This is a genomic window from Paenibacillus sp. sgz302164, assembly GCF_056120505.1.
On sequence record NZ_JBVYOL010000028.1, the window covers coordinates 37,032 to 63,205 of the forward strand.

The window sequence follows — 26,174 nt, forward strand, 5'->3', positions numbered from 1 at the left end:
CCTTTGTTTTGAGCATACGGATGCCGGAACCTCTATAAACGTGGGGCTGCACACACCCAGCAAACACTCCTCCCCTTTTTCGCCAATATTCGCCACCCCTCCACCCCATGTCAAAAGTTTCCACCTCTTTGTGCAATATTTTTGGTTTCCAACTATATGCAAAATATTTAAAGTAAATCTTGTAAACGTTTACTTTATTGCTGTTTTTAGAGGAAACCGGTTTCGAAAAATCGCCGAGGAGGATGTGTATTTTGAATTCAAGCAAAAAAGTCTTGAGGAAATGTTATCAGTTACTCTTAAGTGTTTTCGTTTTTGTTTCGGCTTTTTTCGGCTCTTTTGCGGGGACGGCCAGCGCGGATGTAGCGAGCGATTTTCAGGTTTCGGTCATGGCGCCTTTGACGAAAATAACCGATTGGAACGCTTTTAAAAACCAGCTGAAAACATTGAAAAACAACGGCGTCTACGCGCTTACGACCGATGTGTGGTGGGGCGATGTAGAGGCGGCGGGCGACAATCAATTCGACTGGAGCTACTACAAAACGTATGCCAACGCTGTAAGCGAATCCGGCTTGAAATGGGTTCCTATTCTTTCCACTCACACATGCGGCGGAAATCCGGGGGACGATTGCAATATCCCGCTCCCTTCCTGGCTGTGGAGCAAAGGAACCGCGGACGAAATGAAGTATAAGAGCGAAACCGGTTATGTAAACAATGAAGCGATCTCTCCGTTTTGGAGCGGTATCTCGCAGCAGTACAATGAGCTGTATGCCTCTTTTGCGCAAAATTTTGCCGGATATAAAGCTATCATCCCCAAAATCTACCTTAGTGCCGGGCCGTCCGGCGAGCTGCGCTATCCTTCCTACTATAATGCGGCCGGCTGGAGCTATCCTTCCCGGGGAAAATTCCAGGTGTACACGGACACGGCGAAAAATGCGTTCAGAACCGCAATGATCGGCAAATACGGCTCTTTAAGCGGCGTGAATCAGGCATGGGGCTTGCAGCTGACGAACACGAGCCAGATTAATCCCCCAAGCGACGGCGACGTGTTTTATTCGGGAGGCGGTCACAACACGGCTTATGGAAAGGACTTCCTTTCATGGAATCAGAGCGTACTCGAAAATCATCTCGGCGTAATTGCGGCGGCAGCCCACAATAACTTCGATTCCGTATTCGGCGTTCGGATCGGCGCCAAAATTTCCGGCATCCACTGGCAGATGAACAACCCCGCGGCCCCTCACAGCGCAGAACATGCCGCAGGCTACTACGATTACAGCAGGCTTATTCAGAAATTTAAGGACAGCAATCTGGATCTGACATTTACCGCTTTGGAAATGTACGACAGCGGCACCGCTCCGGCTTATTCGCAGCCCTCTACCCTTGTCGATACGATCTCCTCGATCGCGGGTTCGAAGGGCGTCCGTTTGAACGGCGAGAACGCGCTGCCCACCGGCAACTTCCAGAAGATCGAAGAGAAAATTACAAAATGGAGCTATAACGGCTTTACACTGCTGCGCCTCGCCAATATTGTCAACAGCGATGGCTCGCCTACCGGCGACATGGCGAATTTCAAACAGTACGTGATCAGCCACGCGAAACCAAGTGAAACGGAGCACAATCAAGTTACCGTTTATTACAAAAAAGGATTCGCTACGCCGTATGTTCATTACCGGCCCGCAGGGGGCACCTGGACCACCGCACCCGGCAAGCCCATGCCGGATTCGGAAATAAGCGGCTATGCCAAAATGACCATCGACATCGGCTCCGCCACCCAATTGGAAGCTTGCTTCAATAATGGCAGCGGCACTTGGGACAGCAACAACACCCAGAACTATTTCTTCGGTGTCGGCACATCCACCTACACGCCGGGCACGAACGGCGCAGCCGGTACAGTCACGGCCGGAGCGCCTCAAGGCGGCGACACGACTCCGCCTACCGTGCCGACAAACTTGGCCGTGACCGGCAAAACAAGCGCTTCCGCTGCGCTAAGCTGGACCGCATCCACCGATGCCGTCGGGGTGACCGGCTACGAAATCTGGCGCAATGGCGCCAAAGTAGGCACCACTTCCGCGACAACCTACACCGATACAGGCTTGACAGCCGCAACGGCCTACAGCTATTCGGTAAAAGCTTTTGATGCGGCAGGCAACATTTCCGGTCCGAGCGCAGCCGTCAGCGTCACTACAGACCCGGTTTCCGGCGGCAACAGCGTCACCGTCTATTACAAAAAAGGATTCGCTGTCCCGTACATCCATTACCGGCCCGCAGGCGGCACCTGGACCACCGTACCCGGCAAGCCCATGCCGGATTCGGAAGTAAGCGGCTATGCCAAAATGACCATCGACATCGGCTCCGCCACCCAATTGGAAGCCTGCTTCAACAATGGCAGCGGCACTTGGGACAGCAACAATACCAAGAACTATTTCTTCGGTATCGGCACATCCACCTACACGCCGGGCACGAACGGCGCAGCGGGTACAGTTGCGGCCGGAGCGCCGAGCGGAGGAAATCCAGGGGGCAACAACCCCCTGGGTACGGATTGGAGCAAACAAAGCATCTACTTCATCATGACCGACCGTTTCAGCAACAGAGACACTTCCAACGACAATTACGACGGCTTCAACTCCGACAAGAGCAACCCGTCCCAATGGCACGGCGGCGATTTTCAAGGAATTATCAACAACCTCGATTACATTAAAAATCTCGGAAAAAATCTCGGTTATGCTGGATGTCGTCCCCAATCACACTGGGGACTTCCAGCCCAATAACGGCTTCGCCAAAGCCCCATTTGACAAATACGATTGGTATCATCACAACGGCACCATCACAGACAGCGACTACAGCTCGAATAACCAGTGGAAAATCGAAAACGGCGATGTTGCCGGCCTGGACGACCTGAATCAGGAAAATCCGGCTGCGGCAAGCGAGCTGAAAAACTGGATCAAGTGGCTCGTCGGCGAGACGCAAGTCGACGGCTTGCGCGTCGATACGGCCAAGCATGTTCCAAAATGGTTCCTCAAAGATTTTGACACGGCCGCCAATACGTTTACGATCGGGGAAGTGTACAGTGGCGACCCGGCTGCAATCGGCGATTATTCCAACTATTTGGACGCCGTTCTCGATTTTCCGATGTATTACACGATTAAAGATGTTTTCGGCCATGACGCGTCGATGACTAACATCAAAAACCGTTACGCGCAGGATTCGAATTACCGCGACGCCAAGTTGAACGGCGTGTTCATGGATAACCACGATGTCAAACGGTTCCTGAACGACGCCTCCGGCAAGCCGGGAAACAGTTCGGACAAGTGGCCGCAGCTCAAAGCCGCATTAGGATTTTTGCTGACATCGCGCGGCATTCCGATTCTTTATCAAGGTACGGAGCTGGGCTACAGCGGCGGCGCCGACCCGCAAAATCGCGAGGATGTGAACCCTAATCCGAATCACGGGCTGTACAAGTATATCGCCAAAATCAACGCCGTCCGCAACAGCCACCCTGCCCTGCAGAACGGCACCCAAAAGGAAAAATGGGCGGACAATACGTTCTACAGCTTCCAACGTTCCAAAGACGGCGATGAAGCGATCGTCCTGATCAACAATTCCTGGAACCCGGAAACCCGGACCATCGGCAATTTCGAAAATTTCTCGAACGGCGTTACGCTTACGAACCAACTAGGCACGGATACCGTTCAAATTAACAACGGTTCGATAACAGTCACCCTGGCTCCCAAGGAAGTGAAAATATTTACAAAGACTAATTAACGCCATTAAACAAAAAGCATTGCCCTGGCGGCAATCCGGGTGCAGTGCTTTTTGTCGGCCGACCACCGTCATTCAGCGCAACACCGCGCGCTGGGAGCTTCCGCGCGGTGCGAATTTGGCTGTTATTTAGTTTGCGGATGTGCTGCCGGATGCATCTGCTGTCGGTGCAGCGGGAGCGTCGGCAGGTTTCTGGTGCTTATCTTCCACGAATTTTTTCAATGTGTCGGTCAGGCTGTCTTTGAGCTTGCTGATCAAATCGTCTTCGCTGATGCCTTTGGCCGCAGCAACCTCGGCGATGGATTTGCCGGACTCCAGCTCAGTTCTCAACTCATCCTGCGTAATTCCCAAAATAGTTGTCAGCGCCTCAGAATTTCCGAAGAAGCCGCCGCCAAAGCCAGGGCCGCGTCCGGGACCCGGACGGCCTTCGCCATCGCCTTGTGTTTTTGTATTCTCAATTTGCTGTTTCAGGCGGTCGGACAGTCCGGAGATGATTTTGTCGGCCTGCTCCTGAGTGAGGGTTCCCGCCGTAACTTGAGCGGCGATAGCCGTTTTCTCGGCTTCGGTCAGCTTAGCCAAGAAGTCGTCCGCAGTCAATCCGGCCGCTTGCGCGATTGCCAGCAGCGTCTTGCCTTCTTTCAGCGAGGCCTGGATCGTACTTTCATCTACGCCCAGCACGGTTGCCGCTTCCTTCACGATGCTGCCACCGCCGTGAAATCCGCGTCCGCCTTGGAACGCTCCACGGTCTCCGCCTTTGCCGCCAAAGCCTTTATTCTCGATTTGCTGCTTCAGGCGGGTCGAAAGATCCGTTTTCAGCTTGTCGGCCTGTTCTTGCGTCAGCTTGCCGGCTGTAACCTGCTCATCGATCGCCGCGCTCTCGGCAGCTACCAGCTTAGCCAGGAAATCGTCCTCGGTCAATCCGGCCGCTTGTGCGATTGCCAGCAGCGTTTTGCCTTCTTTCAGCGATGCCTGAACCGTGCTTTCCTCAACGCCCAGCACCGTCGCCGCCTCTTTCACGATATTGCCGCCACGGAAGCCGAAGTCGTGCCGAGCGCCGCGCTCTTTTGCCGTAGTGTCGGATTTTTGAACGGACGATCCGCTGACTGTATCTGCAAATGCTTGATTATGTAAGGTGCCAACAAAACCTGCTCCAAGAACAAAAGTTGCTGCAATCGTACCTGCAAGAATTTTTTTGTTAATTGCTTTCATCAATGTTTCCACCTTTTTCTTATAATTTTTACTTACATGTTGAAGTATAGCCCCCTTTTCTGAAACCATCCTGAATGAAAACTTAAGAAACGATGAGCGTTTCCTGAGAATTGGCTGAAAGCGGTTCATACGGAAAAACGCCCCAGCCGCATCGTCGGGCGCACCGCTTGCAGCTCCCAGGAGTCTGTCCGATGAACCACGTATGCACAAAAGCAACTCCGTCGGACAGACTCCCAGCGCGCGGTCGCATCGCCCTGCAAAAGTCCGCCATGGTGCTAGGCGGCCACACACACTGAGAGGCGAGGCGCATCTCTAAGTAGAAAAACCTGCGGGGGCACAGGCCGCCTCTTCCCCGTCCCATGCCTCTCTTGTACGGATTGCGGCGCTAAAATGGTGGGTTAGTGGAACCGGAGGGGCGCAGGCCGTCTCTTTCCCGCCCATGCCTCCTCCTGTGCGGGTTGCAGCGCTAAAGTGGTGGGACAAGATGGGTTGGTGGGGATGCGGAGCAGCTTCCCGGCCAGCAAAACCTGCAAAAGTGCAGGTTTTTTTCGCAAAAAAGGTTCATTTTCGCGAAAAGCCTGCGATTGTGCAGGAATTTTCGATGAAAATGAACCTAAGCACGGATTCGCGGCGAAAAGCCTGCACATTTGCAGGAATTTTCCGTAGCCAGCGTATCCATCGTGCAAAAACTGTATTTTTGCAGGTTTTTTCGCGCGCCAGGCATATAGCGCGACCGGCACGCAAACAGCAGATCGTGCGATCGGTGGCGCGTAACCAGACAGATGGCCCGACCATAGAGCAACCAGACAGAAGGCGCGACCGGGTACTGGCGTGTGGGTTTCCGGACAGCCTACACTTTATACTAAAATAGATCGCAGTAGATCTGATTATTTTCATTCCGTGGGGCGAGGTCCACGACGACGTGGGGGGTTTTCCAGGTTTGCGGGGCTTGCGGGGCTTGCGGGGGGTGCGGGTCTTCATAACCGGCTAGGGTCAGCCAGCTAGGGGCTACCAGCTCAGTCACCGGCACTCCTCCCCGCCACCGGCCCGCCTATCGGCTGCGCCGTCTTTTAGCCGCGCAACGGCAAAAAGAACCTTAACCCCATTAACAACCAATCGGGTTAAGGTTCGGTTCAATGCAAAGGCAGCCGGATGCGGAACGTGCAGCCTTCTCCTTCTTTGCTCTCCACATGAATCGTGCCGCCGTGCAAATCCACGATGGACTTCGTGATGGACAGGCCGAGTCCGGCTCCGCCATTTTTTCTGGCGCGGGAGGAATCGATGCGGTAAAACCGGTCAAACACGTGCGGGAGATGGTCCGCCGGGATGCCCGGGCCGTTATCCTGCACGGCAAGCTCAACGGCATCGGCTGTCTGGCTCAGCTTGATCTTGATTTGTCCGGTTGCGGCATTCGTATGCTGGACCGCATTGTGGAACAAATTAAGCACGACCTGCTTGATCTTGTCGGAATCGAATTTGTACCGGGTTCCCGGCGCCACGTCGAGCGTCACGGCCCGGTCTCCCGCCAACAGCCGCAGCTGCGGCTCCATGTCGCGGATCACTTCGTCGAGCTGGCCGTCGGCCAACTGCGATGTCGGCGTGCGGTCGAGCCGGACGAGCAGGAACAGGTCGTTGACCAGCTTGTTGATCCGCTCGGACTCTCCGTGCATGCTTTTCAGCGCTTTCAGCAGCTGCTCGGGCTGGTTGTATGCGCCGCGCAGCAGCACCTCGAGAAAGCCGTGGATCGAGGTAAGCGGCGTGCGCAGCTCATGGGACGCGTCCGCCAAAAATCGGCGCATCTGCTCTTTGGCTTCTTTTTCCGCTTCGAAGGAAATTTCCAGCCGCTCCAGCATGCCGTTGAACGAAGCGGAGAGCCGGTCGATCTCCATCTGTCCCTGATGGGCGGGCAGGCGCTCTTCCAGATTGCCGGCATCGATGCGCTTCACCGTCTCTATCATATTGGACAGCGGGATCAGCGTCCGTCTCAGCACAGGCAAAAATGCAAGCAGTCCTGCCACCAGCGCAAGCATGGACAGCGAAAGAAAAGTGATCAGCTGACGAATCAGCACATCTTTAATTTGCTTCGTGCTGACGCTGCCTTGAAGGATCCCCTGCGAACGATCCGGGAACCCGAAGACGTGAAAAACAACCAACTGTTCGTTGCCGCTGCTGTCGGTGATGCGGCTGAAATTCCTCTTGTCCCCGGACTTCAGCAAATCCTGGTATTCCGCGTTCGACAATTGCGGGGTTACCATCCCGTCGGGCGTCGATACCAGCGTAAAGTTCCCGTTCTCGTCGATCCACGCGAGCGACAAATCGATGAACCGCGGCCCTCCGTCGTTGCCGCTGCCGTCGCCGCCGGTCAGGTCCCGTCTGGGAGGAATCGCAGCGCCGTCCCGCTCCGCATTGTTGTCGTTTCTCGAATTATTCCCCCTGCCCAGGCCTTCCTTGCCCCTCATCCAAATGTTCGGCGGAAGCGACTTAAGCTGGGTAGTAATGCTGTCGACCTTGTTGTTATATAAAAATTGCTGCATAAAGATGTATTGAAACACACCGATAAGCAGCAGCAAAATGGAAAGAATGAATAAAGAACGGGACAAGAGCTGAAATCTTAAAGAATGCGGGACAAAAATATCGGCGAACCTGCCCCTGGTTTTCATGCCAGGTCCATCCGATAGCCCGCGCCGCGAATCGTGCGGATCAATTTATGCTCCCGATCGTTCAATTTATCCCGCAGAGACCGTATGTAGACCTCTACAATATTTTCTTCCCCGCCGAAGTCATAGCCCCATACCTTATCCAAAATCATCGTTTTGCTGAGCACCAGCCCGTGATTGATCGCCATAAATTTAAGCAGCTCATATTCGGTTGGCGAAAGCTCCAGCACCTTGTCGTGCAAGCTGATCTCCTTGCGGCGGTCATCCATGCGCAGCGGACCGATCACAACCTCGCCGAACAAGTTCGGAAAATGGTTGCGGATTCTCGCATAAATTCTCGCCAGCAGCTCCTCAAAGCTGAACGGCTTGATCATGTAATCGTCGGCGCCGAGCGTAAGCCCTTTGACCCGGTCGTCCACTTCATCCTTGGCTGTCAGCATGATGACCGCTATGTTATCTGTCTTTTTGATCATACGGCAAACTTCAAAACCGTCCATTCCCGGCATCATCACGTCCAGAACGGCAATATGCGGCTGGAACTTGTTGCAAAGCGTTATGGCGGACAGTCCGTCTTGCGCCGTCATCACCTCGAACCCTTCGTTTTGCAGCCCCAGCTCCAGAAACTCGAGAATGTGCGGTTCATCGTCCACTAGCAATATTTTTATCCCTTTTAATTGGCGCATATTATCATTATCCCCCCAGCCATCATTGTACACCTAATCTATATCCATTATCCATTCCCTAGCTGAATAGGCTCTGAGAGAAACCTGAAAAGTTGCTGAATGTTCGGCACTCGAAAACCGGGCCCTTCCGGCATCTTGTACGTCGACGATGTTCCTTTCCAGCTCCGCCACAGCACCCATGACTTGCAGCATGAATTTGCCGGAAGCAATAGGCGTTGCATCAGATTCAGGAGGGGATTTGAAAAAATTGTCGAATATTGTGAATGTGCGCTAATTTTGTTGACCATAGTTTCCATGTATATCCATTTATTACATTATTTGTTAAGGAGCGGGAACTATGCTCAAACGGACTTTGGTCATCTGTCTTATTGGCTTGATTTCTTTTTCGTTAATTCCGCTGTCCATTATCTTGGATAAGGGTAAACAAATGAACGATCTGCAGGTTCGTGATGGAGTCATGGATCTCTCTGCGTGGAATTACGAACAGAATAAAAGAATCAAATTGGATGGCGAATGGGAATTTTATTGGAACCGATTGCTAGTTCCCGAGGATTTCAAGCAAGCAGGCCCGGACAAGCCCTCTTCCAACAATTTTATAAAAGTGCCCTCCCAGTGGAATGGAAAAATAGTCAACGGCCACCCCTTGCCCGCTTATGGTTTTGCCACTTACCGCATGGTACTGAAAAACGTGCCTTTCAGCGGGGTTTTTGCTTTGAAAAAGACGAATATACGTTTTTCAAGCGCGATTTATGTAAACGGTCAAAAGCTCTTTGAGGATGGCAAACCCTCAGAGCAAGCAGCGGGTTACCGATCAGGGAATGTTCCGCAAATCGGCTTTTTTTCGTCTGAAAAGGGAGACGTCGAAATTATCGTTCAGGTTGCCAATTATGATTATGTCAACGCAGGTATTCCGGCATCCATCTATTTTGGCGAGCAGGCTGCGATGATTGCGTTTCAGCAGAAGAGCATGGCGCATGAATTCGGAACCTTTGCCATTCTCGGGACCCTTGCGCTTATATATTTCATCTGCTTTGTAACGGCAGCAATATACCGTAAAAAAGACTTCACTTTGTTGGTTTTCGCAATTTTTTGTTCAATCTATGCGGTCTATAACGGATTGATCGGAGAGCGGCCCCTCTTATTGCATGTACCCGGAATTTCATTCGACGTGGTATATAAAGTGAAGGATATTTGTTCAACTGCCGGATTTATTGGTCTGGTCATCCTCTTTTATCAATTGCATAAAAACATGATTTCATTAAGGGCGACTCAAGCCGTAACCATTGTGCTGGGCAGCTATTTGGTTCTGATAGCAATGCTTCCCATTCACGCTTACATGTCCATCCATCCTTATATCATTGTTTTATATCAGTCGATGATGATTGGGCTGCTTCTGAGAATTGCCGCACATCATATCAGGAGCGTCGAAAGCGATCGCTTTAAGTCTTTCCTTCTGTTCATGGCGATTCTCTCAATTAACCTTTACTCCATAGACCTTATCCTGTTTGCTTTATCATATAAAGACACTCTATGGCTAGGGCAATTTTATATCGTTTTGTTTAACCTCATCATGATCTTTCTGATTGTCCTCCGTTTCTTCGAGGCCTATCATACGATAGACGAAATGAAAAATCAGCTTCTCCAATTAGACAAGATCAAAGACGACTTTCTGTCCAACACGTCCCATGAGCTGAAAACGCCTTTGAATGCCATAGTGAGCATTACCGATACGCTTCTCAAGGGGGTAGAGGGGCCGGTTAGCGAAAAACAAGCGCAGAATCTGGCCATTGTATTGGGGAGCGGAAGAAGATTAACCCATCTCGTCAACGAACTGCTCGATTATTCAAAAATGAAACATGGAGATATTGCGCTGTATAAAAGCAGCCTCGATTTGAAAGCTATTGTCGATTCGGTCATCGGGATTCATTCATTTCTGCTCGGAGGCAAACAAATTACGCTTGTTAACGGGGTCTCTGCGGAGCTTCCCGCGGTGTATGCGGACATCAACCGGTTGATTCAAATTTTGCACAATCTGATCGGCAATGCGATCAAATTCACCGACCGGGGGGTGGTAAACATAAGCGCAGAGGTTATTCGCGAAATGATTGAGGTTCGCGTAAGAGATACGGGCATCGGGATCGCGGCGCATATGCAGGAACGCATTTTTAACGCTTTCGAACAGGCGGATACTTCCGAAACCAAGAAATATGACGGAACGGGTCTCGGATTAAGTATAAGCAAGAAGCTGGTGGAGCTTCACGGCGGAGAAATTCATGTGGAATCCAGTCCAGGGCAAGGATCGGTTTTTATGTTCACCCTTCCGTTAGCGGGCAAGCGTGCGGACAAAATCACAAGACAGACGGATGAGAAGGAACGGCTGAAAAATGATGTACCCCCCCTCTCTTATTCGGAGTATCCTATCCATGTCGAAGGGGAAAAGAAAGAACATATTCTGGTGGTGGATGATGATTTCGCCAACCTTCAGTCCATGATTAACCTGCTCAAGCTGGAGGGGTACTCCATTGTGGTTGTCAATCGCGGGCAAATGGCGTTGGATGAACTGGCCAAAAGACCGGATTTCTATCTGGTTGTACTGGACATCATGATGCCGGACATGTCCGGGTACGAGGTACTGAAAGCCATTCGGGAAAGGTTCTCTCCCTTTGAACTGCCGGTGCTGATGCTGACGGCCAGAAACAGGGTTGCCGATATCATCTTGTCGATGGAAAACGGGGCCAACGATTTTGTCGGGAAACCGTTTGAAGCGGAGGAATTGACAGCGCGTGTCCGAAGCCTGACCCGACTGAAAGCTTCCGTGAAAAATGCCAAGGATGCGGAAATCGCCTTTTTGCGTTCGCAGATCAAACCACATTTTCTGTACAATGCTCTGAATTCCATTGCCGCGCTATGCATCGACGAACCGCAAAAGGCAGAGCAATTGACGCTGCAGCTTTCGCAATATTTGAGAAGCAGCTTCGATTTCAAGCAACTGGATTCGCTAACGACCTTAGACAATGAAATGGAGCTTGTACGAGCGTATATCAACATCGAAAAGGCGCGTTTCGGCGCCAGATTGCAAGTGGAATACGATGTAAACGCCGATCTTGAAATACGAATTCCCCCGCTGATTCTGCAGCCTTTGGTGGAAAATGCAATCAGACATGGACTAATGTCCAATTTACGAGGGGGAACTGTAAAAATAATCGTAAAAAAGGAAGCAGACGCCGTGGTCTGCTTTGTCGTAGAGGACAACGGATGCGGGATGAGCGAACAAAAGCTGGAAGAAACGTTAAGAGCGGGTGTGGATAAGAAAGGCGTAGGGTTGTGGAACATCAGTCAGCGGATCAAGCTTCTTTACGGAAAAAGTATTCGTATTGAAAGCGCAGAAGGAAAAGGTACGAAGGTTTCTTTCGATATCCCTGCACAGCCGAATCAAGCGGATCGGAGGTTGAGGCATGCTGCGGGCCATGATCGTAGATGATGAAGAATTATCGGTGAAACGGTTGAAAAAGATACTATCCGAGAGCGGCGAGATCGAAGTTTGCCATACGTTTCTGAGCCCGTTAGAGGCATATGAATTTGCGAAAGCGAACCCGATACATATCGCGTTTCTGGATATTTCTATGCCGGAAATTAACGGCATGAAGCTTTCCAGCCTGTTGATGGAACTTGATGAATCCATAGATGTGGTTTTTGTAACCGGTTATGACAATTATGCGGTGCAGGCGTTTGAGACGAACGCACTGGATTATCTTTTGAAGCCTGTAACCGTAGAGCGAATGTCCAAAACGTTGGACAAGATCAGAAAAAGACATCGGATCGCAGCTGTCGAACCCTCCGTAGAGATTCTCCTGTTTAATGGATTTAAAATTTATCTGCGGGATCAGGATAAAGTGCCATTAAAGCTGAGGAGCCCTAAAACCGAGGAGCTGTTTGCCTTTCTTGTTTGCAAAGGAACCGTCAGCCGGGAGGAAATCATCGATACATTGTGGAGCGACCTGGAACCTGACAAAGCATGGAAAAATTTGAACTCGACTCTGTACTATATTCGAAAAGCGATCAATGCGGGCAAAACAGATCATTGGATTATTGCGGAAAAAAATGAAATCCGGATTGAAGGAAACGGCGTTTATTGCGATTTGTATGAATTTGAACAATTGCTGAAGCGAATCCGATCGATCCCTGAAATAAACGCGGATTTGTTCGAGCGAGCGGAAGCGCTGTATACAGGGTCGTTGTTGAAAGGAAAGGCCTACGAATGGGCAATCGAAAAGGCGCGTCGACTGGAGCAGGATTACATCACGTTGCTGGAAGCCGCCGGAAGATTCCATATGAAGATGAACGAGCCGCAAAAATCGTTGCATCACTATTGCGAAATTTTGAAATTGGATGCCATTAGAGAGGATATCCATCATGAGGTCATCCGTCTGTACGCAGCGCTGGGGAGGAAAAATGAGGCGTTTCGGCAATATCGCATACTGGAGGATGTGCTGCTGCAGGAGCTTGGAACGAAACCCGATCCCCGAATCCGGGATTTTGTCATGAATTTGACGCAATAGAAACAAGCTGAATGAAGAGCCTTCGGAATCGACCGGGATCCCAGGGCTCTTTCTTGTTTATTCTCTGTTTATTGTGTTTTTGTATAATAAACCCGACTTCTGTCGAAAGAGGGGACGAGATTTGTAAATCACCAAAGCTTTGAAGCAAGGCTGGATTTTTATCGGAGAAGAACAATACGAAGGAGGAGAAAGAATGCTTAAAATGATAAAACAGCTTATGGCCTGTGTGCTGGCCATTCTGTTGATGGCGGCACTGCTGCCTGAACTGTCCGGAGGAAAAGCCTATGCTGCGGGCAGCGGCATCATCAGCACGGTAGCGGGCACGGATACAGCGGGCTATTCGGGAGACGGAGCAGCGGCGACGTCGGCCCAATTGAGCTTCCCGACAGGAGTAGCTGTGGACAGCAGCGGGAATCTGTTTATTGTGGATAGTGATAACAACCGGATCCGGAAAGTAGATACGTCGGGGAAGATCACCACGGTGGCGGGCACGGGTACAGCGGGCTACTCGGGAGACGGAGGAAAGGCGACGTCGGCCCAATTGAACAACCCGTTTGGAGTAACTGTGGACAGCAGCGGGAATCTGTTTATTGCGGATACTTCTAGCCACCGTATCCGGAAGGTAGATACGTCGGGGTACATCAGCACGGTAGCGGGGACGGGTACACTGGGCTACTCGGGAGACTTAGGATTGGCGACGTCGGCTAAATTGTATAACCCAAAAGGAGTAGCTGTGGACAGCAGCGGGAATCTGTTTATTGCGGATTGGTCTAACAACCGTATCCGGAAAGTAGATACGTCGGGGTACATCAGCACGGTGGCGGGCACGGGTACATACGGCTATTCGGGAGACGGAGAAGAAGCGAAGTCAGCCCGATTGTTCTCCCCGAATGGAGTAGCTGTGGACAGCAGCGGGAATCTGTTTATTGCGGATTGGTCTAACAACCGTATCCGGAAAGTAGATACGTCGGGGTACATCAGCACGGTGGCGGGCACGGGTACATACGGCTATTCGGGAGACGGAGAAGAAGCGAAGTCAGCCCGATTGTTCTCCCCGAATGGAGTAGCTGTGGACAGCAGCGGGAATCTGTTTATTGCGGATTCTTCTAACAACCGTATCCGGAAAGTAGATACGTCGGGGTACATCAGCACGGTGGCGGGCACGGGTACAGCGGGCTATTCGGGAGACGGAGGAGCGGCGACGTCGGCCCAATTGAACAACCCGTTTGGAGTAACTGTGGACAGCAGCGGGAATCTGTTTATTGCGGATTCTTCTAACAACCGTATCCGGAAAGTAGATACGTCGGGGTACATCAGCACGGTGGCGGGCACGGGTACAGCGGGCTATTCGGGAGACGGAGGAGCGGCGACGTCGGCCCAATTGAGCTACCCGTATGAAGTAGCTGTGGACAGCAGCGGGAATCTGTACATAGTGGATACGAATAACCATCGGATTCGGAAAGTAGATACGTCGGGGTACATCAGCACGGTGGCGGGCACGGGTACAGCGGGCTATTCGGGAGACGGAGGAGCGGCGACGTCGGCCCAATTGAACAACCCGTTTGGAGTAACTGTGGACAGCAGCAGGAAACTGTTTATAGCGGATAAAGACAACAGCCGTATCCGGAAGATAGAACTCGCATCCGGCAATGCGAATTTGAGTGGCTTGGTGCTGTCGAGCGGCACGCTAAGTCCAACGTTTGCGTTGGGCACGACCAGCTACACGGCGAGCGTGGCCAACAGCGTGAGCAGCATCACGGTAACACCGACGGTGAGCGACGGCAACGCGACGGTGACGGTGAACGGCACGGCAGTGACGAGCGGTACAGCGTCGGGCGCACTTAGCCTGAACGTGGGCAAAAACCAGATACCGATCGTCGTAACGGCACAGGATGGGACGACGAAGACGTATACGGTGACGGTGAGGCGAGCAGGGAGCAACGATGCGAATTTGAGTGGCCTGGCGCTGTCGAGCGGCACGCTGAGCCCGGCGTTTGCGGCGGGCACGACAAGCTATACGGCAACCGTGCTGTATAACATCAGCAGCATCACGGTGACGCCGGCAGTAGCGGAGAGCCATGCGACGGTGACGGTGAACGGCACGGCAGTGACGAGCGGCGCGGCGTCGGGCGCAGTTAGCCTGAACGCGGGCGACAACCCGATACCGATCGTCGTAACGGCACAGGATGGGACGACGAAGACGTATACGGTGACGGTGACGCGAGCAGGGAGCAACGATGCGAATTTGAGTGGCCTGGCGCTGTCGAGCGGCACGCTGAGTCCGGCGTTTGCGGCGGGTACGACAAGCTATACGGCAACCGTGCTGTATAGCGTCAGCAGCATCACGGTGACGCCGGCGGTGAGCGACAGCCATGCGACGGTGACGGTGAACGGCACAGCAGTGACGAGCGGTACAGCGTCGGGCGCACTTAGCCTGAACGTGGGCAACAACCCGATACCGATCGTCGTAACGGCACAGGATGGGACGACGAAGACGTACACGGTGACGGTGAGGCGCGCACCGAAGGGCGACGCGAACGGGGACGGCGCGGTCACTTCCGCGGATGCGCAGATCGTCTACCAATATGTGAAGGGGCAGATTACGTTAACGAACGAACAACTGCAATCGCTGGACATGAACGGCGATGGTGTAGTCGATGCCAACGATGCGAAAATCATCATGAACATTTACTTGGGTAAAGGAGTCTGAGACGCTTGAAACATCGGACATGGTTTGGACAAGCTTTTCATTTTAAACGGGTAATTTCGAGTATCCTGGTGTTTTGCATGATGGTTTCCTTCAGTGCGTTAACCATTGCCCGTGCCGATCCTGCGATTGAGGTGGGCAGCGTGTCGGGAAATCAAGGGGATACCGTCAGCGTAGCCGTGTATTTGGATCCCAGCAGTTATACAATCGTTTCCTACGGCATTAATGTAGCATACGATCCCAACGTACTTGAGCTTCCGTCGAGCGACGCAGTTACGAATCAAACCTCGACGGATACAGAGTTCGATACTTTTGAGTACAACACCACAAGCCAGAGCGGTATCGTCAATGTTAACTTTACAGGTATTGCGACTACCATCACGCAGAAACAGAAGGTATTTACGATTCAGTTTAAAATTAAATCCGGTGCCGCATCCGGCGATTCGAATGTGACTATCCACTCCTATGATGTGAGTGATAATAATGCCCAACCGCTAGCGGTGCAAACGGCTGCAGGTAAAGTAACCGTCAATAACGACGCGCCGAAGGCAAGCGCTGTGAGCATTACAGGAACGGCAAAAGCGGGCTACACGCTGACAGGGAACTATACGTACGCAGACGCGAACAATGATGCGGAAGGAGCGAGTACGTTCCAGTGGTACGCGGCGGATGACGCGAGCGGAACGAACAAAGCGGCGATCGCGGGAGCGACAAACCGGGCGTTCGTGCCTACGTCCGCGCAGGAGGGCAAGTACATCACGTTTGAAGTGACGCCGGCAGCTTTGACAGGCCAAACGCCGGGAATCGCAGTTTCCAGCGCGGCGTTAGGACCGGTGACGATGAATACCGTAACGGTGGCCATCGGCAGCGCGAGCGGGGCTGTGGGGCAAACGGTCGATGTGCCGGTTTCCGTAACCGCCGCATCAACAGGCATCGGTTCATACGGCATGCAAATCGATTTTGACAAAAACGCGCTCGAAGTGACGAGCATCCGGGAAGAGTCCGGCGGGGAGCTTTTCGGATCCAACTTCAACAACACAGACGGGTGGTTGAAAGCCGGTTGGGCTGACGCAACAGGCGGCGATCGCCCGATTGCCGCAGGGCAGAAGCTGTTTACGGTAACGTTTAAAATTAAAGACGCGGCATCGTCAGGAGATAAAGCTTTAGCAGTGGCGACCGGAGAAGTAGCGAATTTTTCGTTCACGGATACAGCGGCCATTGAGATGGGCAAAACGTTGAACGCGGGAAAAGTGACTGTAACGCCTTACGTGCCGAGCAGCAACGCGGATTTGAGCGCATTGAGCTTGAAAGACGCAGCATCGGGAGTAGCGGTATCGCTGAGCCCGGCGTTTGATGCGGCGACGACCGCATATACGGCGAACGTGGCGAACAGCGTCTCGTCGGTGACGGTGACGGCGACGGTGTATGACAGCGTCTATGGCACAGTGACGGCGAGCGTGTACAATAGCACAGGGACGCAGGCGGGTAGTACGCTAAACCTGACGAACGGTGTGGCGTCGGATGCGCCGCTTCCGCTGAACGTAGGCAGCAACACGATCAAGTTGGTCGTGAAAGCACAAGACGGCGCGGTGAAGACGTATATGGTGACGGTGACGCGTGAGGAAGCGTCTGGCAACAATTCATCCGGGAGCTCGTCCGGCGGCAGCGATAGCAAGCCCTCCGACAGCTCAGGCTTCCGCGTCATTGTGAACGGCAGAGAGCAGGAACAAATCGCCACGGGCGCAACAACGAAAGAAGACGGGAAAACGGTGCTAACGGTAACAGTGGATACGGCCCAATTGGCAGCGCAGCTTGCGAAAGAAGGAGACAAACCGGTCATCGTCATCCCGGTAACGACGTCGGGCGCGGACAAAGTGACGGCGGTGCTGACCGGGGCGGCGGTGAAAGCGCTGGAAAACAAGCAGGCCGTGCTGGAAATTCAAACGCCGAACGGGAACTATACACTTCCGGCAGCGGAAGTATTCATCGATCAAATATCGAAGCAGCTTGGCGGGCAAGTGAACTTGGCAGATATCGTCCTCCATGTGGAGATTGCCAAGAGCGGCGCGGCCACGGCTACCCTGATGCAAAATGCGGCGGACAACAGCAAGTTTACCGTTGTCGTTTCGCCGGTCGATTTTACGATAACTGCTTCGTATAACGGCCAAACGGTGACCGTGGACAAGTTCAGTTCGTATGTGGAGCGGGAAATTCCGCTGCCGGACGGTATCGCCCCCGGCAAAATCACGACCGCCGTCGTGCTCGATGCGGACGGAACAACCCGCCACGTGCCGACTTACGTGACAGCACGCGACGGAAAAAGTTACGCGGTCGTGAACAGCTTGACGAACAGCGCGTACTCGCTCATTTGGCACCCGATGACGTTTGCGGATGTGGAGGGGCATTGGTCCAAGGCTGCTGTTAACGACATGGCGTCGCGTCTGGTCGTGAACGGAGTCGATGCGACGCATTACAATCCGGATGCCTCAATCACCCGCGCCGAGTTCGCAGCGATCATGGTACGGGCGCTCGGCCTTGCCGACAACGGCAAAACCGCCGCGTTCGCGGATGTGAAGTCCGGCGACTGGTACGTCGGTGCTGTGGCGAAAGCGCAGGAGTACGGTATCATCAACGGGTACGAGGACGGCACGTTCCGCCCGGGCAAAACAATCACGCGCGAAGAAGCGATGGCGATGATGGCACGGGCGATGAAGTGGACGGGACTCGACACGAACGTCAGCAGCGCAGACGCGGCAACCGTACTCGCCCCGTTTGCAGACGGCGCAGCGGTAGACGTGTGGGCGAAGCAAGCAGTCGCGGCCACGGTGAAGAGCGGATTGGTCCAAGGCCGGGAAGCAGGGCTGAAGCCGACGAGCGAAATCACTCGGGCGGAGACGGCGGCCATCGCGCAGCGGATGCTGGAAAAGGCTAAGCTGATCGACAACAGAAATTCCAAATAATGCGCAGTCCGAGCGGGGCCGTCCGAAAGCAGATATGAAGCTGAGGGACGGCCCTTGCTTTAGGTGCAGAAGGTAAACATCCGAATCATCGCGACGGCGGATTGTGGTTTTGCCAAGCCACGGTTCGTCATTTGGAATTTCTTAGTCAAGATGCCGAGACCCGCCCGTGAACCAGAAGACGATATTTTTAATACTCTTTCGATCAGCTTCAATATGGATTTCTTTTATCAAGGCTCTCAATAAAGCCCGTTTTTCTTCGTTCGTTGCTTCTTTCTTCCTGAAAGGAGCTTACCGCGGTAAGCTCCTTTGCTCTTTTTTCGACACGCACTCATTCGAATAAATTTGCGTCTCTTTCAACTTGAAATTTCTGAATCGCTTGCTGTAATTCTTCCACTAAATTAGATAAATTGCTAGTATATTGCGCCACTTGTTGGAGAGATTCAGCCTGCTCGGCCATAGAAGAAGATATTTCCTCCGCGGAAGCTGCCGTCTCCTCCGACAATGCCGCAATATTTTCGACAGCCCCGATGACCACCACCTTCTTTGACTGGATGTTCTCAATCGATTGAAGCTCCGCTTGGATTTCTGCCGTAATTTTATCAAATGAAGTGATCATTTGTTTCATGGTGACACTTACATGGGCAACGGCTTCCTTTTGAACCTTGTTGATTTGATCCGTATCATGTACAACTTCAACCAAGCGGTTCGTTTCAGTCAATATCTGACCAATGGTAGTGTTAATTTCATTGGCTGATGTTTGAGATAGCTCGGCTAGTTTTCTAACCTCGTGGGCAACAACTGCAAAGCCTTTGCCGTGTTCGCCTGCCCGGGCCGCTTCAATCGAAGCATTCAACGATAAGAGATTCGTCTGACCGGCGATTTCAAAAATAGCTTGTGAAACAGAAGAGATCGATTTCGATTTCTCATTTAAGTTATTTACCAGCGAGGTAACGTGCTGAAACGACTGTTCCAGCTTGCCGTACGAATCTTCCAGATACTGCACCTGCTGGTTTGCCGTTTCAATTTGGGTGCTTGAATCCTCGGCAGTTTTGCTGATATCCAAAGATTGGGTAATCAATACTTCGATTTCGCTGCTAAGCTGATGCACTGCATCCGACGCGCTTTCGATATCCGTAGCAGTATTGGATGCGCCATGGGCAATCTCCTCCGTAGTCTGGACGACATCGTTAGCGGCTGCGGCGTTTTTGTCGGAAATCATTTGTACGCCTTCCGCGGCCGTTTTCACCGAAACTGCGCTAGTTTGGACTTGCCAAACCAAGCTGTTTATATTGGATACCATCGTATTATAATCCACAGCCAAATCGCCGATTTCATCGTTGGAAGCGTAACGAACTTTGGCAGATAAATCTCCCTTGGCGGTCTTCCGAATGACTGAACTAAGGTCCTTCAAAATTTTAACAACATATCGGGAAATAAAATAACTGGAAATTAGGGCCAAAAGCAATCCAATAATCGCTGCGACTAGCGCATCTTTTTGGATCAGTTTAAGTTTATTCGCAAGACGGTCTGAAGGGACAAGTGAAACAATTTTCCAGTTCAGTTCAGGCAATTGCGTGAAATGAGGCGTATAGGATTCACCGCTCAATGTCAACTGCTGGGGGATGCTTGGTTCAGACTGATAAAGCTTCTTGACCCAACCGTAATTCGATTCAAATTCGTTGGCATCCTTCGTCACATCTTCAACGGACTTAAGTTTACCGGCCTGCTCCGGGTTGATGTTTTTTGAAGTCAACTCTTGTAAAGATGAGGTGATCACCACTCCCCTGTTGTCCAGAATGATAAACTTATCTCCCGTAGATTTCTCTAACTGCTCGCGAATGATGTAAAAATTGTCCAAGCCCATCTGTATCCCGACAGCGCCAACCATCTTATCCTTAACCATTACGGGGGTTGCAACAGTGATGATCATCTTCCCCGCACGGTTTGGTACAGCATAGGTAAAAGCTGGCTTCATGGCTTGTTTGGCTGCTGAATAAGCCAGTCTTTCCGTTACCGGAACATCAGATTTATCGTTATTTAAGTCCAATATTTTGTTATTCACAGCGTCCAAGAACAAGACATTACTTCTAACGGGGTCAGACTCTTTAATCCGTTTGAAGTTCTCGGTCAAAACGGAAGCATTGAATGTATTGGTCTCTATCATTATCGAAACTTGATTTGCTAAATTGTTAGCAGTCGACTTCGCTTCCTTTAGAATGAGGTCCAGTTGCGTAACTGCATTCGTTGAGTTGATCTCGTCCAACTTGATAGCGTCTGCGGTATAGGAGGACTTCACTTGTATATATGTTAATACATTGGACAAAAGCAATGTGATTACCATCATGACTCCCAGAATAGAAATAAACTTCGCCATAATAGGTACTCTAGTTTTCTTTCCAGCAAGATTAATATTCATCGTGTGAATCCTCCTGTTTTTGGTTGTTTTCGGTTGAATATACTAAAAAAACATTCGATATTTTCCAACATGTTCCTCCTATTTGCGATATGAGCGGAAATGATTTAACATTGCTGCTTCAACATTCAATTCTAATTTCTGCTTTACCACTATTTGTGATACGGTTCAGCATATCATCTCTAAGGCGAAATTTAGGGCACCCTCAATAGAGGGTGCCCTGATCCATAGGAATGTGCTTGGTTAATTGAAAAACCCCCACAGTGGACTTTCACCACCTAGTTAATCGCCATGCATGGCGCACAAAAAGGGGACGCAATTAAGCGCGTCCCCTTGAATATTCTAAATTTAAGCGGTTGAACATGTTACTTAAAAAGTCTTGGCTCTCTAATCGCATATTTGCCAAATCACTCAGCTTTCATCCTTCTATACTCAGCGGGGCTAACGCCTAATTGCATTTTTATAAACTTCGTAAAGCTTGACGGTTGTTCAAATCCGAGTCTCCCCGCAATCAGATAAATGGGGTCCTTCGTCGTCACGAGCAATCGCTTAGCGATCTCCAGCATGTGCAATTTAATAAATTCCTGTGCCGTTTTCCCCGTTTCTTTCTTCAGCATATCCGAAAGATAGTTAGGGGAATACCCCATCGCCTGCGCAAGTCCCTTTACGCTGGGCATCCCCACTTTTTCAATCGTTTCCGTCGTGCACTGCTCCTGCAGCAGCCGCTCAAATTTGGCAACCGAATCTTTGACGACTGCCTTTCTCGTAATAAATTGTCTCCCGTAAAAGCGTTTGGCATAGTTCAGAAGCACTTCTAGATGCGACAGGAGCAGGTCGTTGCTGTAGGTGTCCAAATTTCCGCCGTATTCAACCTGAATATGGCTGACGATGCGATCGATAATTTCCTTTTCCTGATCCGAGAGATGCAAGGCTTCATTCGCCTCGTATTCAAAAAAGCTGTATTCCGGCATTTTGTGCCACAATGCGCTGCCTCTGATCAGATCCGGATGGAAGCAAAGCATCCAACCGTCCGTCTTTTCGTCGCTGTTCCGGTTCCCCTTAGCGAGAATTTGTCCCGGTGCCGCAAACATCAGGCTTCCTTCAAGGAAGTCGTAATATTTGCGTCCGTAAATCAGTTCGCACTCGGCATTGTTTTTCAAGGAAATCATATAGAAGTTCAGCTTGTACAACACCTTGTATTCGGAATCGCGAGGATTGATCGAATTGTAGTCGATCAGCGTGATCAATGGATGCCTGGGCTTGGGGCAGCCCAGTATGTCGTGCAGCACAGAGATCGATTCGATATTGATCATGCGCCCAGCCTCCCTGCAAGCAAAGCCGGTGCGGGCTTTGCCGATCGTCTTGTTTAAGTAAATGTCATTATACATCCGAATCGGCGTCCCATACATAGTCAAATCCACGATGAACTTGTGCCGATTACGGATTCAAGCCGATCAGTGATTCAGACAACATGTTCAGTAATCTGGATATGTAACCGCATAGGCTTTTCATTTATTGTACAGGATAGAAACACAAAAAATAAGACCGCCCCTTGGTCGAAAGAGGAGAAGGATGCAAGATGAAAGATTTTACATTCTACAACCCGACGAGAGTGGAGTTCGGAAAAGATAAAGAAAACCTAATCGGCAGCTACATGGCGCCCTACGGCATAAAGAAAGTGCTGCTGGTTTACGGCTCGGAGCGAATCAAAACGTCTGGCCTGTTCGACAGGGTTGCGAAATCGCTCGCCGATCACGGAATCAGCTTTGTCACCCTGGGCGGGATCAAAAGCAATCCGGTCATCAGCAAAGCGAGGGAAGGCGTACGCATCGCCAAGGAGAACGGCGTCGATGCCGTGCTCGCCGTGGGCGGCGGCTCCGTGCTCGATACAGCCAAGGTCATTGCCGCAGGAGCCGTATACGAGGGCGACGTTTGGGACTTGTGCAGCTACAAGAAATATCCGGATGCCGCGCTGAAAATTTTCGATATTTTGACCTTGTCGGCAACCGGCAGCGAAATGAACGCTTCCGCGGTCATTACCAACGAGGAAACGACGGAAAAGTTCGGCTTCTCCAGCCCGGCCGCTTTCCCGACTGTGTCGGTCATCAATCCGGTGCTTCAGGAAACGGTCACCCCGGAATATTTGGCTTACTCCGGCGTTGATATTTTGTCCCACTGCATGGATTTATATTTTACCGCCGCCTACATTCCAGAAATGACGGCGAATCATATCGAGAACATCATCAGAACGGTCATTCGAACCACGGACGCCTTGTTGAAGAATCCGAGGGACTATGAAGCCAGAAGCGAATTTGCTTGGGCTGCGGCGCAAGCCTTGAATAGAACCACCTTCGCCGGGGTGGAGGGGAATCGCTACGACACCCACTTGATCGAGCATTCCCTATCGGCCCTGTACGATGTGCCTCATGGCGCCGGTCTCGCCGTCGTTTACCCGGCATGGATGAATTGGCATCTTGCCATGAACCCGACAAGATATGAACGATTCGCACGCCATATCTTCGGCCTGCAAACAGCCGAAGAAGGCATCGGGGCGTTAATGAACTGGTTTGTCAGCATTGGCGCTCCGGTCAAGCTAGAGCAAGTTCATATCACAAAGGACAAGATCGAAGAGATTGCCTCCCATATTTATCGAACCATTGAAATGGCCCGGATGCAATCCCTTTATCCGAAAGAAACGATTGTCGAACTGCTGAATCGAATGTAATCAGTTTCTCGAAGCATGAAGCCCCTTCCAAGGGGTTTTCATGCTTTAGCAAACGAGGGAGGTCGCTAGCGAAATGAACAAAGGCTGGTCAAAGGACGATATTCCCGATTTGTCGGGCAAAGTTGCCGTGATTACGGGTGCAAATAGCGGAATCGGATTCGAAACGGCATCCGTGTTGGCAGAAAAAAATGCCACGGTTATTCTGGCTGTCCGCAATACGGATAAGGGCCAAGCTGCAGGTATAATGAATACTCCTTATCGGCTAACCAAGGATGGTTTTGAATCCCAGTTTGGAAGCAACCATCTGGGGCATTTTGCATTAACCGGATTATTGCTGCCCCGGTTGGTTGCCGCTCCATCCTCAAGAGTGGTCACTTTAAGCAGTTTAGCCGCTCACAATGCCAAAATCGATTTCGATAATCTCGACGGTTCCAAGGGATATAGCAGCTGGAAATTTTACGGTCAGAGCAAGCTGGCCAATCTGCTCTTTGCCAGAGCCTTGCATAGCAAGCTCAGCAGGAACGGGACGAAGACAAAGAGTATCGCTTGCCATCCAGGATTCTCGAATACGAATCTTACTTCTTTTGGTTCGGGAAAGCGTCCCAATGCTGTGATGCGTCTAATGTCCTTTTTCATGACACAGCCGGCGAACATGGGCGCGTTGCCCTCGTTATACAGCTCCACATCCCCCTACCTAAACGGAGGGGAGTATATTGGCCCTGACGGAAAAGGAGGCAGGAAAGGCTATCCCAAAAGCGATCCTATCATCGAGAAACTGTATACCCCTTTGGTAGCTGAAAGCCTCTGGGATGTCTCAGAGAAATTAACCGGAGTTATCTTTAACTTCGATTGACACGTGGCATGCGTTAATCTCCCATTTCATGCACAGAGCGGAATGCTCTGAAGTACAAAACATCCGGCTCTTAAGCATATCTGTATAAAACAATCAAGCACGACTGAAACTTCGATTTTGTTCTTCAGTACCTTATTTTTGAAATCAGCGCCGTCCATCGTGAGCGTCGTGAATACAAAGGATTTCTACGTATCTATTCGTTGCATTCCTATTACGCACTCCACATGCATCGAGTGTGTACTTAAGCTCCAATCTGCAGATTTAGCATCGAAGCCTCAACCTTAACGTTCATCGGGAATAAGATTATGTTCTTGTCACCTGACACCTGTTTTAAACGGCCCGTATGGAAGGCGGCTCATTGCCCAGCTCCCTTTTTAACAGGAGATCCATGTAGGCCAACATTTGCGCGCGAAGCTCCTCCCGCTGCAATCCGAGCTCCATCGTCGCTTTCAAATACCCGAACTTGTCGCCGATATCGTAGCGGTCGCCCTTCATCTCCAGCGCCAGAAGCCCTTCCAGCCGGCAAATCTCGCGCAAAGCGTCGGTCAGTTGGTACTCGTTGCCCGCTCCTCTTTCGATCCGCTTCAGCGCCTGGAAGATGCTCGGTTTCAAAATGTACCGTCCCATGATCGCCATATTGGAGGGAGCTTTGTTAGGCGCAGGCTTTTCGATCAGGTCCGTCACCTGGAAGGTCCGGTTTTGCTGCCTTGATGTCGCGATCACGCCATATTTGCTCACTTCCGACTGCGGTACCGGCTGCACGCCGACAATTTGCTTGTATGTGGATTCGTACAGATCGATCATTTCCGTAAGCGCGCAGGAATCTTTCGAGAGAATGTCGTCTCCCAGCAGCACCGCAAACGGCTCATTGCCGATAAAAGACTCCGCGCACAAAATCGCATGCCCCAATCCAAGCGGCTCCTTTTGCCGGATATAATGGATGTTCGCCATGCCCGAGATGTTCTGGATTTCGCGGAGCGTCTCCAGCTTTCCTTTCTCGAACAGTGCCTGCTCCAGCTCAACCGTTTTGTCGAAATGGTCTTCGATCGACTTCTTGTTGCGCCCGGTCACGATGAGAATGTTCTCGATACCGGCGCGCACCGCTTCTTCAACAATATATTGAATGGCCGGCTTATCGACGATCGGCAGCATTTCTTTGGGCTGCGCCTTCGTGGCCGGCAAAATTCTTGTTCCTAATCCGGCTGCCGGAATTACGGCTTTTTTAATTTTCTTCATCATATACCACTCCTTTTCGTCGCAGGGGGCTGCTGGCTGAATACCCAGAAGCGGCTCCCCGTATAGTTGACTATCATTCCCAAAACGCTTACGCACAATTTACTGCTCCACACCGGCCATCCCGCATGCTGTCCAAGCCAGGCCATCAATGCCGAAGTCATTAACAGGACTACGCCGTTCACGCCGACGAATTTGAGAAATTCGCTGCGGCTCCGCGAAGGCTCCCTGTCTTTTGCAAACGTCCATGCCCGATTCATCAAATAACTGTTGATCACACCGCTGGAATACGATACGGCCTGAGCCGCCAAATACGGCCATCCCCACAAAGTAAGGAGAGTAAACACTCCAAAATCAATCGCCGTATTTACGCCTCCCGTCATAGCGAACTTCACGAATTGCGCCACATTTTTGCTCAT

General features: G+C 51.3%; 16 protein-coding genes. 9 read left to right on the plus strand and 7 right to left on the minus strand.

The window, feature by feature from the left end:
• Positions 1-242: 242 nt before the first annotated feature.
• Positions 243-2,765: a family 14 glycosylhydrolase gene (locus AC0LWT_RS32230; protein ID WP_474685390.1), complete on the plus strand. Its 2,523-nt coding sequence runs from the start codon at positions 243-245 to the stop codon at positions 2,763-2,765.
• Complete coding sequence (locus AC0LWT_RS32235) at positions 2,719-3,759, plus strand: alpha-amylase family glycosyl hydrolase (protein ID WP_474685391.1); 1,041 nt, start codon at positions 2,719-2,721, stop codon at positions 3,757-3,759. Before AC0LWT_RS32230 ends, AC0LWT_RS32235 begins: the two co-directional genes overlap by 47 nt.
• A 126-nt stretch (positions 3,760-3,885) precedes the next feature.
• Here the strand turns inward: AC0LWT_RS32235 and AC0LWT_RS32240 are convergent, their stop codons facing one another.
• On the minus strand, positions 3,886-4,965 hold the full coding sequence (locus AC0LWT_RS32240) for a hypothetical protein (protein ID WP_474685392.1): 1,080 nt from the start codon (positions 4,963-4,965) through the stop codon (positions 3,886-3,888).
• Between the two features lie 484 nt (positions 4,966-5,449).
• Between AC0LWT_RS32240 and AC0LWT_RS32245 the strand changes: the two genes are divergently transcribed.
• A complete protein-coding gene (locus AC0LWT_RS32245; RefSeq protein WP_474685393.1) occupies positions 5,450-5,836 on the plus strand; it encodes a hypothetical protein in 387 nt (128 codons plus the stop codon).
• Positions 5,837-6,098: 262 nt separating this feature from the next.
• Here AC0LWT_RS32245 and AC0LWT_RS32250 read toward each other — a convergent pair whose 3' ends face one another.
• Both AC0LWT_RS32250 and AC0LWT_RS32255 read right to left on the minus strand, forming a co-directional pair.
• Positions 6,099-7,625 carry a sensor histidine kinase gene (locus AC0LWT_RS32250; protein ID WP_474685394.1) on the minus strand — a complete coding sequence of 509 codons (1,527 nt, stop codon included), beginning with the start codon at positions 7,623-7,625 and terminating at the stop codon, positions 6,099-6,101.
• The gene (locus AC0LWT_RS32255) at positions 7,622-8,305 is read right to left on the minus strand and encodes a response regulator transcription factor (protein WP_474685395.1); all 684 of its coding nucleotides are present in this window, start codon (positions 8,303-8,305) and stop codon (positions 7,622-7,624) included. Before AC0LWT_RS32255 ends, AC0LWT_RS32250 begins: the two co-directional genes overlap by 4 nt.
• A 337-nt stretch (positions 8,306-8,642) precedes the next feature.
• On the opposite strand from AC0LWT_RS32255, the gene AC0LWT_RS32260 reads away from it, so the two are divergent.
• From AC0LWT_RS32260 to AC0LWT_RS32275, 4 genes are all read left to right on the plus strand, one after another.
• Complete coding sequence (locus tag AC0LWT_RS32260; protein WP_474685396.1) at positions 8,643-11,786, plus strand: ATP-binding protein; 3,144 nt, start codon at positions 8,643-8,645, stop codon at positions 11,784-11,786.
• Positions 11,761-12,864 (plus strand): response regulator, encoded by a 1,104-nt coding sequence (locus AC0LWT_RS32265; protein ID WP_474685397.1) that lies wholly within the window; start codon positions 11,761-11,763, stop codon positions 12,862-12,864. Before AC0LWT_RS32260 ends, AC0LWT_RS32265 begins: the two co-directional genes overlap by 26 nt.
• A 193-nt stretch (positions 12,865-13,057) precedes the next feature.
• Positions 13,058-15,574: an NHL domain-containing protein gene (locus AC0LWT_RS32270; protein ID WP_474685398.1), complete on the plus strand. Its 2,517-nt coding sequence runs from the start codon at positions 13,058-13,060 to the stop codon at positions 15,572-15,574.
• Positions 15,575-15,579: 5 nt separating this feature from the next.
• A complete protein-coding gene (locus tag AC0LWT_RS32275) occupies positions 15,580-18,531 on the plus strand; it encodes an S-layer homology domain-containing protein (RefSeq protein WP_474685399.1) in 2,952 nt (983 codons plus the stop codon).
• Between the two features lie 328 nt (positions 18,532-18,859).
• Here AC0LWT_RS32275 and AC0LWT_RS32280 read toward each other — a convergent pair whose 3' ends face one another.
• The gene (locus AC0LWT_RS32280) at positions 18,860-20,947 is read right to left on the minus strand and encodes a methyl-accepting chemotaxis protein (RefSeq protein WP_474685400.1); all 2,088 of its coding nucleotides are present in this window, start codon (positions 20,945-20,947) and stop codon (positions 18,860-18,862) included.
• 404 nt (positions 20,948-21,351) lie between these two features.
• A complete protein-coding gene (locus AC0LWT_RS32285) occupies positions 21,352-22,257 on the minus strand; it encodes an AraC family transcriptional regulator (RefSeq protein WP_474685401.1) in 906 nt (301 codons plus the stop codon).
• 266 nt (positions 22,258-22,523) lie between these two features.
• Here AC0LWT_RS32285 and AC0LWT_RS32290 point away from each other — a divergent pair, with 266 nt between their 5' ends.
• Both AC0LWT_RS32290 and AC0LWT_RS32295 read left to right on the plus strand, forming a co-directional pair.
• Complete coding sequence (locus tag AC0LWT_RS32290; RefSeq protein WP_474685402.1) at positions 22,524-23,669, plus strand: iron-containing alcohol dehydrogenase; 1,146 nt, start codon at positions 22,524-22,526, stop codon at positions 23,667-23,669.
• A gap of 73 nt (positions 23,670-23,742) precedes the next feature.
• Positions 23,743-24,522 (plus strand): SDR family NAD(P)-dependent oxidoreductase, encoded by a 780-nt coding sequence (locus AC0LWT_RS32295; RefSeq protein WP_474685403.1) that lies wholly within the window; start codon positions 23,743-23,745, stop codon positions 24,520-24,522.
• A 330-nt stretch (positions 24,523-24,852) separates the two neighbouring features.
• Here the strand turns inward: AC0LWT_RS32295 and galU are convergent, their stop codons facing one another.
• Positions 24,853-25,761, minus strand: a complete 909-nt coding sequence (gene galU, locus AC0LWT_RS32300) for a UTP--glucose-1-phosphate uridylyltransferase GalU (protein ID WP_474685404.1) — start codon at positions 25,759-25,761, stop codon at positions 24,853-24,855.
• Positions 25,758-26,174, minus strand: coding sequence for a GtrA family protein (locus AC0LWT_RS32305; RefSeq protein WP_474685405.1), 417 nt, complete (start codon positions 26,172-26,174; stop codon positions 25,758-25,760). Before AC0LWT_RS32305 ends, galU begins: the two co-directional genes overlap by 4 nt.

What these genes read in the sequence shown, in the direction of transcription:
- AC0LWT_RS32230 (WP_474685390.1), top strand. Translation starts at nt 243, where the DNA reads ATGTGTATTTTGAATTCAAGCAAAAAAGTCTTGAGGAAATGTTATCAG.
- AC0LWT_RS32235 (WP_474685391.1), top strand. Translation starts at nt 2,719, where the DNA reads ATGCTGGATGTCGTCCCCAATCACACTGGGGACTTCCAGCCCAATAAC.
- AC0LWT_RS32240 (WP_474685392.1), bottom strand. Translation starts at nt 4,965, where the DNA reads ATGAAAGCAATTAACAAAAAAATTCTTGCAGGTACGATTGCAGCAACT.
- AC0LWT_RS32245 (WP_474685393.1), top strand. Translation starts at nt 5,450, where the DNA reads ATGGGTTGGTGGGGATGCGGAGCAGCTTCCCGGCCAGCAAAACCTGCA.
- AC0LWT_RS32250 (WP_474685394.1), bottom strand. Translation starts at nt 7,625, where the DNA reads ATGAAAACCAGGGGCAGGTTCGCCGATATTTTTGTCCCGCATTCTTTA.
- AC0LWT_RS32255 (WP_474685395.1), bottom strand. Translation starts at nt 8,305, where the DNA reads ATGCGCCAATTAAAAGGGATAAAAATATTGCTAGTGGACGATGAACCG.
- AC0LWT_RS32260 (WP_474685396.1), top strand. Translation starts at nt 8,643, where the DNA reads ATGCTCAAACGGACTTTGGTCATCTGTCTTATTGGCTTGATTTCTTTT.
- AC0LWT_RS32265 (WP_474685397.1), top strand. Translation starts at nt 11,761, where the DNA reads ATGCTGCGGGCCATGATCGTAGATGATGAAGAATTATCGGTGAAACGG.
- AC0LWT_RS32270 (WP_474685398.1), top strand. Translation starts at nt 13,058, where the DNA reads ATGCTTAAAATGATAAAACAGCTTATGGCCTGTGTGCTGGCCATTCTG.
- AC0LWT_RS32280 (WP_474685400.1), bottom strand. Translation starts at nt 20,947, where the DNA reads ATGAATATTAATCTTGCTGGAAAGAAAACTAGAGTACCTATTATGGCG.
- AC0LWT_RS32285 (WP_474685401.1), bottom strand. Translation starts at nt 22,257, where the DNA reads ATGATCAATATCGAATCGATCTCTGTGCTGCACGACATACTGGGCTGC.
- AC0LWT_RS32290 (WP_474685402.1), top strand. Translation starts at nt 22,524, where the DNA reads ATGAAAGATTTTACATTCTACAACCCGACGAGAGTGGAGTTCGGAAAA.
- AC0LWT_RS32295 (WP_474685403.1), top strand. Translation starts at nt 23,743, where the DNA reads ATGAACAAAGGCTGGTCAAAGGACGATATTCCCGATTTGTCGGGCAAA.
- galU (WP_474685404.1), bottom strand. Translation starts at nt 25,761, where the DNA reads ATGATGAAGAAAATTAAAAAAGCCGTAATTCCGGCAGCCGGATTAGGA.
- AC0LWT_RS32305 (WP_474685405.1), bottom strand. Translation starts at nt 26,174, where the DNA reads ATGAGCAAAAATGTGGCGCAATTCGTGAAGTTCGCTATGACGGGAGGC.